An 11940-nucleotide genomic window follows, 5' to 3' on the forward strand; every position below is an offset into this window, starting at 1 on the left:
CGTCACAGTTACACCGATGGCGATTCTCCGGTAGAGTTCGAAAAGAAGTATTTCAACCGGCTCGAAAGTGTCTAGTGGAGCGGGGCGATTCATTCCCACTCCATGCGCAGGCCAACATCTTTGTTCACGTTGTACTGCACGCCCAGACCGTAAGTAGAATCAAAGCCATCAGCACCATTGGTAGCACCTACGCCACTTCTGGTAGTGGCATCATTCACGCCCCAACGATGCATACCCAACTTCCCTAACAGGGAAAAGCTTTCATTGAAGTCGTAGTTGCCGACCAGATCAAAGAGGTACGCCGTGCTGGTCGCTTTGGAGGAGGCGGTAGCGCTACTTATGGTTTGATCACCCAGCTTTGCATAGCCAAGTTCCAGGCCCAGATATTTGTTAAACGGGATACCCAGATATATTTTCCAGGCGCTATCGGAGTTTTCTGTTGATGTAGCGCTAGTAATTCCACTGAGGGTGTTGCTGGAGTTGAAATTGTTGTTGCCGTTGCTGAACCGGGTATTGCCGACCGAAACACCAATCCAGTTGGGCACATCCTGGGCTACTGTGGTAGTGACTGCTCCGGCAGTCAGACTGGCAGCAAGCGCTGCTATGGCAAGGCCCTTGATCTTAACAACATCCTCCAAGTAGGTTAAATTTAAAGCAATTTTATTAATTATTTTGCCACGACAGATTTGCGGTGAAACCCGTGCGCAGAATGGGTAATGCTTTCGGAAAAAGCCTGCCTGTCAAGAAGAATCAATCCCAGTCCCAATCCTGGAATATTTATCCACCTATAACAACTTCCAGCGGCCCACCACTTCGTAGGACGACCCGCTCTCGCCCGGCACCGACCTGACAAGGACAAAATCCTCGGCGCGCCATTCGATTTCCCCGACCAGGAGCTGGCTTTTCCTGCAATCGGCCTTACGTAGCAGAGTGATGTGAGGCACAAAGGGCTTGGTGTCGAAGTGGAACCCCGCGCCAAGTAACTTTTCCCGCAACGCATCGACCAGCTGCATCAGTTCCACAGGCGTCTCACCGGGTGCAGCCCAGACTATCCGGTTGTGGGGCCACCAGCCGATGCGCGTAAAGCAGACACTGAACGCGGGAACCCTAATCTCCCCGGCCAGTTCGAGCAGATCGCCAATCCGCTCAGGCCCGACCTCGCCGAGAAACACCAAGGTAAGGTGGATCGTTTCCATACGGGTAAGCCGCCCGCCACAAATCCCGTGCAAACGCTGCCCCGCCATGACCAACTCGGCAGAGGCCGCCGCACTGGGCCAGAGGGCGAAAAACAGGCGCGCCGAAGCGGGAGCGGCCTGATTCTGTTTTATCTCCATGATTCAGCGCTGAGGTTCCTCAAAGGTGATCCAAGGGACTTTCCACCCCCTGCCGCCATGATTGAGAAAGTGGTTATAAATCATCGTCGTGCATACATCCGAATGGCCGAGCAACTCATGCACGGTGCGGATATCGTAGCTGATCTCCAACTACATCACCACAGAAAACAATATTATTAGGTATATTAAAAGATGCTAATATTATATTAAATAAAATGCATTTAAACTGCGTCTAGCTTTCACAGACCCAACCATGTGAAAATTGACCTCGGCAACAACGATTGGATAACAGACCCCACCCATGAGCCAAACCGTAAAATGCTTGGGCTCTGTAGCGTGCGAAGGCCTCTTTTAGTCCAAAAACCACACAATATATAATGGAGACACCATGTCGCCTAAAGTCAAATCCGTTCTTTATGTACGTCTACCCTGCTGGAAAATCTATCCTGGCGGCGTCATCTATGTCGCCGACTATGTTCACAAGCAACGCCCGGACATTCATCAGCATCTCCTAGATCTGGCGTTGGTTGAGCCATCCGACCGCAAGCGTATCTTAATGGAACATCTGCGCACGCTGCGTCCGGACGTGGTGGCTTTTTCATGGCGCAACATGCAGTCCTTCGGCCCCCACCCTGAAGACGATGCACTCGGCGTGGTGATGAACTTCGACCATTCCCCGAAGTTGTATCGAAGACTGAAAGCGGCCAAAGATTCGTTGACCATCATCTATGACTATGTGGCCAGCCGGCTGCGCAACTTCGGCTACATGAAGCTGGTCAAGCGGATGCTGCCTGACACGCGTGTTGTGGTAGGGGGGACGGCCGTGTCGATATTCGGCAAGTATGTCGCCGAGAAATGCCCGCCCGATACGGTGATCGTCATTGGTGAAGGCGAGGACACCATGCTGTCGATTGTCGATGGTTTCACCCAGCCGGTCGGCGAGTATTACTACAAGAACCGCTCCGGCCAGGTCGATCATCGCGTCCGCACAGAAACCTTCGATTTGCGCCAGCTTACGGCAGTCGATTTCACTTATGTCGAATCAATTTTTCCCGACTTCCACCGTTACATCGGCGATGACATCGGCGTGCATACCAAGCGGGGATGCCCTCTTCAATGTCATTTCTGCCTGTACAACAAAATCGAGGGCGCCATGCAACGCTACCGCGAGCCGGCCGAGATCGCCAATGAGGTGGAAGCACTGCAAAAGCGATACGGCGTCAAGCGAATCTGGTTCACCGATGCGCAGTTCTGTTCGACGAAAAGGAGCACCCAGCATGTCGAACATATTCTGGACGAATTGCTGGCAAGAAAAATCGATATCAACTGGTCGGGGTATCTGCGGCTGAACCATCTGACACCCGAAATCGCGCGGAAAATGCTGGCAACGGGAATGAGCAGCGTTGATCTATCTTTCGCCGGATCGCAGGAGATCATCGACAAGCTGACCCTGGGCTATTCGCTGGAGCAGCAGATGGATGCCTTCCGCATGTTCCAGGCGAACGGGCACACCGATCAAAAGATCAAACTTTACATGCCCTTGAACGCCCCCGGTGAAACAGTCCAAACCCTGCTGAAGACCGTCGAGAAGATCAAGGAACTGTATGAGATGTTCGGCCGTGACAACGTGCTGCCTTTCATTTTTTTCATCGGCGTTCAACCCGGTACACCGGTGGAACGTCTGCTGATCAGCGAGGGCTATCTCAAGCCGGGCTACAACCCGCTCACCTTCAATCCATTTCTCATCAAAAAGCTGCTATACAATCCGCAACCGCTCGGCCGCCTGATCGGTCGCGCCTACCTCGAAGCAATCGAAACATCCGATCCGAACAGCGAGTATATTGGCCGTGCCACGATGGATATCATCGAACGGGAGTTGTCCAAGCCGGAGGTGGTGGCAGCTTGCGGGGGTGATTCTTCACGCCATCCCACCGATGAGCTTGCTTCATGTTCATGCAAGGCATAAATATGCGCGCCTATCGCCTCTGAAAAAAACGCTGTGTTGCCTGTTGCGCTGGTGCCGATTTTTGTCAACAATGGTGCCATGCTCAACACGGTAACTTCCATGCTCGACCGACCCGTTTCAAATTTTGAACTTCCCTCGACCGGAGGCAAGCCATTCCGCTTATCCACGGCCAAAGGAAACCCCGTAGTACTGTACTTCTATCCCAAAGACTCCACTCCCGGCTGCACTACCGAAGCGCAACAGTTCCGCGATCTTTACCCGGAACTCCAAGCCCTCGGCTGCCAAATTTATGGCATCTCGCGCGACAGTCTGAAGTCCCACGAGAATTTCAAGTCGAAACAGAATCTGCCGTTCGAGTTGCTCAGCGACAAGGAAGAAACCGCCTGCAATCTGTTCGGCGTCATCAAAATGAAAAATATGTATGGTAAACAGGTCAGGGGCATCGAACGCAGCACCTTTGTCATCGATGGCGAAGGCGTGCTGCGGCGCGAGTGGCGCGGCGTAAAGGTCGCCGGCCATGCCCAGGAAGTGATTGATTTCATCGAGACGCTTAAATAAGGGGTTCCCAATGGCACGAAAGTCACACATCCATTCCAAGATATTTGTTCTCGATACCAACGTGCTGATGCACGATCCGTCTAGCCTGTTCCATTTCGAGGAACACGACATCTTCCTGCCGATGATCACCCTGGAAGAACTGGACAACAACAAGAAGGGCATGACCGAGGTTGCTCGCAATGCACGCCAGGCCAGCCGCTTCCTGGATGAAATCGTCACCGGCGCCCAGACCGCGATGGAGGATGGCTTCCCCCTCTCCATCAACGATCGCAATTGTAGCGGGCGCCTGTTTCTGCAAACCAAGCAGATGAACGGCGAGCTACCCGCTGGCATGCCGACCAGCAAAGCAGACAACCAGATCATCAGCGTGGTGATGCACCTGCAGCAGCAATATCCCAAACGCGAGGTTATCCTGGTGTCGAAGGACATCAACATGCGCATCAAAGCCCGCGCCTTGGGCTATGCCGCGGAGGATTACTTCAACGACAAGGTGCTGGAAGACACCGATCTGCTTTATACCGGGCTCAAGGCGCTACCGCAGGATTTCTGGGAACACCACGGCAAGGGCATGGAATCCTGGCAGGAAGCCGGCCATACCTTTTACCGCATCAAGGGGCCACTTTGTTCCAGCCTGATGATCAACGAATTTGTCTATTTTGAATACGACAACCCGTTCCACGCCATCGTCAGGGAATTAAACGGCAACACTGCCGTGCTGGAAACGGTCAAGGATTTTACTCATCTCAAACACAGCGTCTGGGGCATCACCGCGCGCAACCGCGAACAGAATTTCGCCCTTAACCTGCTGATGAACCCGGATGTGGATTTCATCACCCTGCTCGGCCAGGCTGGTACCGGCAAGACACTGCTCACCCTGGCCTCCGCCCTGACACAGACGCTGGACCATAAGCTTTACAGCGAAATCATCATGACCCGTGTCACCGTCCCGGTCGGGGAGGACATCGGTTTCCTGCCCGGCACCGAGGAAGAAAAAATGGCGCCGTGGATGGGCGCGCTGGAAGACAACCTGGACGTGCTCAACAAGACCGACGACAATGCCGGCGACTGGGGACGTGCCGCGACGCAGGACCTGATTCGCTCGCGGGTCAAAATCAAGTCGCTCAACTTCATGCGTGGCCGCACCTTCCTGAACAAATTCCTGATCATCGACGAGGCGCAGAACCTGACGCCCAAGCAGATGAAAACCCTGGTCACCCGCGCAGGGCCCGGCACCAAGGTGGTCTGTCTGGGCAATATCGCGCAGATCGACACACCCTACCTGACCGAGGGCAGTTCCGGGCTGACTTACGTAGTGGACCGCTTCAAGGGGTGGGAACACTCCGGCCACGTCACGCTGATGCGTGGTGAACGTTCAAGGCTGGCGGATTATGCAGCGGAGGTACTTTAACCACAATCCGGTCTTGAATGCTTGGGTCTGTTGGGTTACGCGATAAGGCCGCTAACCCAACCTACATTTTGTGCGATTCATAATACCGGGCAAACAAGGCTTCCAGTTCGTCGATCGCCTCGACGGCTGGCTTGCCGTGCATAACATGCTTCATCATGAAACTTGAAGCTTCGTGCAGCAGCTTGTCAGTATTCAGCATTGGATAGGTTTCCCGCAGACGCTTGATCGCCTTGACCACAGACTCTTCAGCAGGGCGGGGAATAGCCAGGGGTTCCTGGGGAACAGAAACATCGACAGCCGGATTACGGGCGGCAAGAAATTCGACGAAGGCAAACACGGTATCCTGCTGCTCTGCGGAAAGCGTCTCTAACAGGCGCAGCAGTTTCTTCTCTTCAGGTTTCATGGATAAAGTTATTTCAGTGCTGCGGTCGTGAAGTCCAGGAAAGACTGCAACAATTTGGAGCGGAATTTTTCCGTGGCATAAACCACCGACAGCGGCCGGATCAGGCGCGGTTCCAATGGCACTGCGACCAGATCGCCAAGTTTGACTTCCTTGAGGATGGTGACACGCGAAACAATCGCAATACCCAGCCCTGCCTCAACCGCCCCCTTGATCGCTTCCGGGCTACCCAGTTCCATCGCGATATTCAGGTCATCCGGCGAGATGCCGGCGCGCTTGAAATAATCGTCCACCACCTCGCGCGTGCCTGAACCGGCTTCGCGGCTGATGTAGGGCTGAACGGCAAGTTTCTCGGCCGATACCGAGGAAAGCTTGGACAGTTCGTGCTGAGCCGAGCAGATTAGCACCAGTTCATCTTCGCAGCAGACCTCCGATTTCAGGCTGGGATGATGGGAAGGCGCCTCGATTAGGCCGATATCGAGGGTATGGTCAGCGACCTTGGATTCGACTGTTTCCGAGTTTGCAACAGTGAGCCGTGCCTGGACTTGGGGGTAGCGCGCCTTGAAATCTCCCAGCATGCGCGGCAGCATGTATTCCGCGATGGTCGTGCTGGCACCGATCATCAGCGTGCCACCGACCTCCCCCGTCATTTCCGTCAAACGGGTTTCCATTTCCGCAGTCAGGCTCAGGATGCGCTCGGCGTATTCCATCGCCAGACGCCCTGCCGGCGTCAGAGTAATCTTGCTGTGACTGCGCTCGAACAAACGGGTATTGAAATGCTCTTCCAGCTGCTTGACTTGGAACGTGACTGCAGGCTGGGTCATGAACAATATCTCGGCCGCTTTGGTGAAACTCAATTGTTTAGCAACGGTGTAAAACACCTGAAGTCGTCGGTCTGCCATAGGTGCTCATAAAGGAATTTAATGGATGCATATTCAATCACAAATTGAGTAGCAAAGATAGGGCAAACCCTAACTTTGATTGGCCGCATGGCACCCCGCATGGTTTCATGGTATAAAGCGGAGGGCTTACTTTCTGTCCCTGAAAAACGAACGGAAACTCACCAAAAAAAGCAGATGAAGCGCGGCTTTTATACAATTCTGTCGGCACAGTTTTTTTCCGCATTGGCCGATAACGCTCTGCTGATCGTCGCCATCTTCGCCCTGCGCGACATGCATGCCCCGCAGGAATACGAACCCCTGCTCAAGCTGTTTTTCACCGTTTCCTACGTCTTGCTCGCCGCATTTGTCGGCGCTTTTGCCGACTCGATGCCCAAAGGCAGGGTGATGCTGATCAGCAACGGCGTCAAAATCATCGGCTGCCTGATGATGTTCTCCGGCGTGCACCCGCTGGCCGCCTACGCGGTCGTCGGCCTGGGCGCCGCCGCTTATTCCCCCGCCAAGTACGGCATCCTCACTGAACTGCTGCCGCATCGCCTGCTGGTGGTCGCCAACGGCTGGATCGAAGGGCTGACGGTGATGGCTATCATACTCGGCACCGTGGTAGGGGGTCTGCTGGTCAAAACAGACATCGCTCTAACCCTGTTGAACTTCGATTTCCCGATGATTGACACCGGCATCGACACGATCCCGGAAATGAGTATAGGCATCATCGGCAGCATTTACCTGATTGCCGCAGCTTTCAACCTGTACATCCCAGATACCGGAGTGGACCACCGGATCCTGAAAAAAAACCCGCTCTTTCTGTTACACGATTTCAACCACTGCCTGAAGTTGCTGTGGCGCGACAAGCTGGGCCAGGTGTCGCTTGGTGTCACCACCCTGTTCTGGGGCGCAGGCGCAACCCTGCAATTCATCGTCCTGAAGTGGGCAGAGGTGGCGCTGAATATGGACCTGTCCAAAGCCAGCATGCTACAGGGTGTGGTGGCAGTAGGTGTCGCAATTGGTGCGGTACTGGCAGCAAAAATGGTCACGATGCGCAAATCGGTGAAAGTCATTCCACTTGGCATCGCCATGGGACTGATCGTTCTCGGCATGAATTTCGTACACGACCTGTGGATTGCCGTGCCGCTCCTGGTTCTCATCGGTGCTCTGTCGGGCTTTTTTGTGGTGCCGATGAATGCACTATTGCAACATCGCGGCCACATCCTGATGGGCGCAGGCCATTCGATTGCGGTGCAGAATTTCAACGAAAATCTGTCGATCCTCGCCATGACCGGCCTCTATGCGTTGCTGATCCATTTGAATTTGTCAGTCTATGCAATCATCGCACTATTTGGACTATTCGTGAGCGGCATGATGTATTACCTGAAAAAGCGGCACGAGAACAATCAGCGCCAGTTTGATGATGTCGCGCTGCTCGACAACACCCGGAACTAAAGACCTGTTCTTTATAGCACGATGGGCTTGTCCGGCAGTTCGTTCTCATTGACCCCGCTCGCCGGATAATGACGAACCAGATGGCTGGCCACTGCACGAATCCCCTCCACCACGCCTTGCTCGAAAAGCCCCTGACGGAACGAATGCTCCATCTCCCGACAAATCGCTTCCCAGCCCGGCTGCCCCACATCGCGATGGATGCCTCTGTCGGCAACAATTTCCACGCGGTGGTCAGCAAGCAGAAGATAAATCAGCACGCCATTATTACGCTCGGTATCCCACACCCGTAGCTGCGAAAACACCTCGACGGCGCGCTCTCGGGCGCTGCGACCATAAAGAAGCGCCATTGGGTCGAGCGCCGCCTCGACGGCGAAGCGAATCTCCCCATAATGGGTCGTTTCGGATTCCCTGATCGCCGCTTCGATGGCTCGCATCGTGTCCGGAGGAAATGCCCGCTTCATCCGCCATGGGGGTGTCAACAAATGCCTGACTAGCCGTTTGATCTTCATTTTTTCACCAATTTCCCGATGCGCCGCCGCCACCAAAACCACCGCCGCCGCTAAAACCTCCACCGCCACCACCCGACCAGCCGCCACCGCCGCTGGACCAACCCCCGCCACCGTGACGACCGAGTAGTGTAAAGATGAAAACGAACAAACCGGCCACAAGCGCCATCATCAGCGAGGCGAACAATAGCCAGGCGATGACGACTGCGATCGAACCGGCAACAAGCCCACCGACAAACGGGCCGAGCAGGGCGCGCATTGCGCCCCCCACAACAACTGCAAGAACGAAACCGATGGCCAGCCAATCTCCCCCGCTTCCGTCTTGTGACCGAGAAGGTTTCTTCTCCGGCAAAGGCTCGCCTTCGATGACCTTGATGATGCGATCTACCCCGGCCTGGATGCCGCCAAAGTAGTCTTCCTGCTTGAAGTGGGGCGTGATGATTTCACTGACGATGCGCTTCGCCACCGCATCGGGAATCGCCCCCTCCAGACCGTACCCCACTTCGACGCGCAATTTTCGATCGTTCCTGGCGATCAGGAGCAGCACACCATCATCCACGCCCTTGCGCCCGAGCTTCCAGGCATCGGCCACGCGGATGGCGTATTGCTCGATGGTTTCAGGCTGGGTAGTGGGAACGATCAGAACGGCAATCTGGCTGCCTTTGCTATTTTCAAAGGCTTGCAGGGTTTGCTCCAGTGCTGCCTGCTGGCCGGGTTGAAGTGTTCCGGTCAGATCGGTGACACGCGCCTTGAGGGGCGGCACCGCCACCTCTGCCGCCGCCCATGGTGCGCAAAGCAGCCACAGGACGGCGAGCAGGCCGATCAGCCAGGTTTTACTTGACGGCCGGTGCAGCACCAAAATCCACCTTGGGTGCGGTGGAAATTTCTTTCTCATTTTCCACGCTGAAGTTGGGCTTGGTCTTGAAACCGAACATCATCGCTGTGAGATTGCTGGGGAAGGAGCGCACCGTCACGTTGTACTCCTGCACCGCCTTGATATAGCGGTTGCGTGCGACGGTGATGCGGTTTTCCGTGCCCTCGAGCTGAGCCTGCAAGTCGCGGAACACCCCATCGGCCTTGAGCTGCGGGTAGTTCTCCGACACCGCCAGCAGGCGGGATAAGGCGCTCGTCATCTGGGCCTGCACCTGCTGGAATTTGGCAAAAGCCTGCTCGTCGTTAATCAACTCGGGTGTCGCCTGAATCGAACCCACCCTGGCACGCGCCTCGGTCACCTGAGTCAGCACCTCTTTCTCGTGCGCGGCATAGCCCTTGACCACGTTCACCAGGTTGGGCACCAGATCCGCTCGGCGTTGGTACTGGTTGACCACCTCGGACCAGCTCGCCTTGATCTGCTCGTCAGTGGATTGCAGCGTGTTGTAGCCGCAACCGCTCAGGGACATGGACAGCAACAGCATCACGATTAACAGCCAGTTACGCATAACGATCTCCTGAGTGGACAACAATGCTTATTTATATAGTAGCTGATTCCTTGGAGCACAAGTCCTGCATGGTCTGTTTCGCCAGGCACAAATCTTCCCACGCCTTGGCCTTGTCTTGCAGTGTACGCAGCAAGTACGCGGGATGATAGGTCACGATCAACGGAATTCCCTGGTAGGCGTGCACCTTGCCGCGCAGGCTGGCGATTGTCGCCTCGCGCCCGAGCAGCGTTTCGGAGGCGACTTTCCCCAGTGTAATAATCAGCTTCGGCTGAATCAGTTCGATCTGGCGCCGCAGGTAGGGCAAGCATGCAGCAATCTCATCGGGTAGAGGATTACGGTTGTTGGGCGGGCGAGACTTCACCACGTTGGCGATATACACGTTATCGCCCCGCTTCAGTCCAATGCTTCTCAGCATGTTATCGAGCAGCTTGCCCGCCTGGCCGACGAAGGGTTCCCCCTGGGCATCCTCGTCCACGCCGGGCGCCTCGCCGATAAACAGCCAGTCGGCATTCTCGTCGCCGACGCCGAACACGCCCTGAGTGCGGCTCTTGTGGAGTTCACAGGCGGTGCAGCCTGCCACTGCGGCTTTAAGCTCGGCCCAATCCATGGCTCCTGCATCACCCAGGCCAGGCGCATCTGCCGGCACCCCGCGAGCACGCCACACCGGCCCCAATCCCATTTCCTGAAGATAGAGCTCGCGCCTGCTCGTCATAACGACAACTCCATCAGAACCGCATCCTCGCGCCCATCTTCAGCCGGATAGTATTTCTTGCGCACGGCGATTTCGGAGAAACCCGTGCTCAGATAAAGCCGACGCGCCGCAGTATTGGAAGGGCGCACCTCCAGCAACATGATTTCGGCATGATAATCGCGCGCCCGATTGATCAGTTGGTGAAGGAAGCGCCTCCCCAGCCCTCTGCCCTGCCAATCCGGTGCAATGCCCAGGTTGAGCAGATGCGCTTCGCCCACGGCCACCATCATCACGCTGTAGCCGATCACGAACCCGCTGAGTTCGTACACCCAGCAACTGTAGCCGGCATTGAGCGAATCGCGAAAGTTGCCATAGGTCCACGGGAAAGGATAAATCTCGTATTCGATAGCAACCACCGCCTCGAGATCTTCGTGGCACATTGGGCGGATAGAGACGATTTCCTGCAGTTGGGCGCTCATCGTTCGCTCGTCTTCAACGCGACTTTATTGCGAATATATAGTGGAGCAGCTTCAGCCGCATCCATGCCCAAGCCGCGTTTGAACTGCGCGGCACCCAGCACAGCGATCTGCGCCGCATGGGGCAAGACATCGGGCATCACCTCGACAAGCTGCCCGGCATAACGACTGCGCAATATCTCGCCATGAGCCGCAAAGCCATTCCCGCAACCGGTCCAGTGTTCGCCTGCGACGTCCGGCGTCTGCTGCGGTAAGCTCAATCCGGGCGCACTCAAGGTACGCCACTCGCCTTCTATTTTTTCGTACACACCATGGTAAACCTCACCCATGCGCGCATCCAGGCAGGCGATCACGCGGCTTGCGCCCGAAGCTTCGGCCAGCGCCAGCAGGGTACACACCCCCGCCACCGACAAATCCGCACCGAACGCCAAACCCTGCGCCACCCCACAACCGATGCGCAGACCTGTGAACGACCCTGGCCCCTCGCCAAAAGCGATACCATCCAGAGCCTTCAAATCCAGCCCCGCCTCAGTGAGCAATTCCTGCACCATCGGCAGCAGCAGCTCGGAGTGGCGTTGACCGGCCAATTCCTCGCGCACGAGCGTATCGCCGTCGAGCCACAAGGCGACGGAACACAGTTCGGTAGAAGTATCCAGAGAGAGGAGTTTCATGGGCACATTATATCCCAAGGCCGGGGCTGCAATCTTGCCCGCATTACACCAGTGGCCTCAAGATGGTAGGGTCTGTTCTAGAATATCGCGCTGCTCAGCAAGACCTGCGCCCGATGCACTGGCATCCGAATAGCTGCGATCCTGATGTGAAG

At 55.8% G+C, this 11940-nt stretch carries 14 protein-coding genes; 4 read left to right on the forward strand and 10 right to left on the reverse strand.

Annotated elements, in window-relative coordinates:
• Nucleotides 1-89 precede the first annotated feature (89 nt).
• Together SCT_RS08745 and thpR are read right to left on the reverse strand one after the other, a co-directional pair.
• Nucleotides 90-638: an outer membrane beta-barrel protein gene (locus SCT_RS08745; protein ID WP_059421770.1), complete on the reverse strand. Its 549-nt coding sequence runs from the start codon at nucleotides 636-638 to the stop codon at nucleotides 90-92.
• Between the two features lie 147 nt (nucleotides 639-785).
• On the reverse strand, nucleotides 786-1334 hold the full coding sequence (gene thpR / locus SCT_RS08750) for an RNA 2',3'-cyclic phosphodiesterase (protein ID WP_059421773.1): 549 nt from the start codon (nucleotides 1332-1334) through the stop codon (nucleotides 786-788).
• 388 nt (nucleotides 1335-1722) lie between these two features.
• Between thpR and SCT_RS08755 the strand changes: the two genes are divergently transcribed.
• From SCT_RS08755 to SCT_RS08765, 3 genes are all read left to right on the forward strand, one after another.
• Nucleotides 1723-3300: a radical SAM protein gene (locus tag SCT_RS08755; protein ID WP_059421775.1), complete on the forward strand. Its 1578-nt coding sequence runs from the start codon at nucleotides 1723-1725 to the stop codon at nucleotides 3298-3300.
• A gap of 99 nt (nucleotides 3301-3399) precedes the next feature.
• The gene (locus SCT_RS08760; RefSeq protein ID WP_059421922.1) at nucleotides 3400-3858 is read left to right on the forward strand and encodes a peroxiredoxin; all 459 of its coding nucleotides are present in this window, start codon (nucleotides 3400-3402) and stop codon (nucleotides 3856-3858) included.
• A gap of 10 nt (nucleotides 3859-3868) precedes the next feature.
• Nucleotides 3869-5266 (forward strand): PhoH family protein, encoded by a 1398-nt coding sequence (locus SCT_RS08765; RefSeq protein ID WP_059421777.1) that lies wholly within the window; start codon nucleotides 3869-3871, stop codon nucleotides 5264-5266.
• Nucleotides 5267-5327: 61 nt separating this feature from the next.
• Here the strand turns inward: SCT_RS08765 and SCT_RS08770 are convergent, their stop codons facing one another.
• The gene (locus SCT_RS08770) at nucleotides 5328-5669 is read right to left on the reverse strand and encodes a hypothetical protein (protein ID WP_059421784.1); all 342 of its coding nucleotides are present in this window, start codon (nucleotides 5667-5669) and stop codon (nucleotides 5328-5330) included.
• An 8-nt stretch (nucleotides 5670-5677) separates the two neighbouring features.
• Nucleotides 5678-6568, reverse strand: coding sequence for a selenium metabolism-associated LysR family transcriptional regulator (locus tag SCT_RS08775; protein ID WP_059421787.1), 891 nt, complete (start codon nucleotides 6566-6568; stop codon nucleotides 5678-5680).
• 174 nt (nucleotides 6569-6742) lie between these two features.
• Here SCT_RS08775 and lplT point away from each other — a divergent pair, with 174 nt between their 5' ends.
• A complete protein-coding gene (gene lplT, locus SCT_RS08780) occupies nucleotides 6743-8005 on the forward strand; it encodes a lysophospholipid transporter LplT (protein ID WP_059421790.1) in 1263 nt (420 codons plus the stop codon).
• A gap of 11 nt (nucleotides 8006-8016) precedes the next feature.
• Here the strand turns inward: lplT and SCT_RS08785 are convergent, their stop codons facing one another.
• The 6 genes from SCT_RS08785 to tsaB are packed head-to-tail and all read right to left on the reverse strand — an operon-like array spanning nucleotide 8017 to nucleotide 11788.
• Nucleotides 8017-8514 carry a TPM domain-containing protein gene (locus SCT_RS08785; RefSeq protein WP_059421925.1) on the reverse strand — a complete coding sequence of 166 codons (498 nt, stop codon included), beginning with the start codon at nucleotides 8512-8514 and terminating at the stop codon, nucleotides 8017-8019.
• Nucleotides 8515-8518: 4 nt separating this feature from the next.
• Complete coding sequence (locus SCT_RS08790) at nucleotides 8519-9367, reverse strand: YgcG family protein (protein ID WP_082098263.1); 849 nt, start codon at nucleotides 9365-9367, stop codon at nucleotides 8519-8521.
• Entirely contained in the window at nucleotides 9345-9950 is a 606-nt protein-coding gene (locus SCT_RS08795) for a LemA family protein (protein ID WP_059421797.1), read from the reverse strand. Before SCT_RS08795 ends, SCT_RS08790 begins: the two co-directional genes overlap by 23 nt.
• A gap of 31 nt (nucleotides 9951-9981) precedes the next feature.
• Nucleotides 9982-10662, reverse strand: coding sequence for a uracil-DNA glycosylase family protein (locus SCT_RS08800; protein WP_059421803.1), 681 nt, complete (start codon nucleotides 10660-10662; stop codon nucleotides 9982-9984).
• On the reverse strand, nucleotides 10659-11120 hold the full coding sequence (rimI, locus tag SCT_RS08805) for a ribosomal protein S18-alanine N-acetyltransferase (RefSeq protein WP_059421807.1): 462 nt from the start codon (nucleotides 11118-11120) through the stop codon (nucleotides 10659-10661). Before rimI ends, SCT_RS08800 begins: the two co-directional genes overlap by 4 nt.
• Nucleotides 11117-11788: a tRNA (adenosine(37)-N6)-threonylcarbamoyltransferase complex dimerization subunit type 1 TsaB gene (gene tsaB, locus SCT_RS08810; RefSeq protein WP_059421808.1), complete on the reverse strand. Its 672-nt coding sequence runs from the start codon at nucleotides 11786-11788 to the stop codon at nucleotides 11117-11119. Before tsaB ends, rimI begins: the two co-directional genes overlap by 4 nt.
• Nucleotides 11789-11940: the final 152 nt, after the last annotated feature.

Origin of the sequence: Sulfuricella sp. T08 (assembly GCF_000971475.1) — a bacterium.
Lineage (GTDB): Bacteria > Pseudomonadota > Gammaproteobacteria > Burkholderiales > Sulfuricellaceae > Sulfuricella.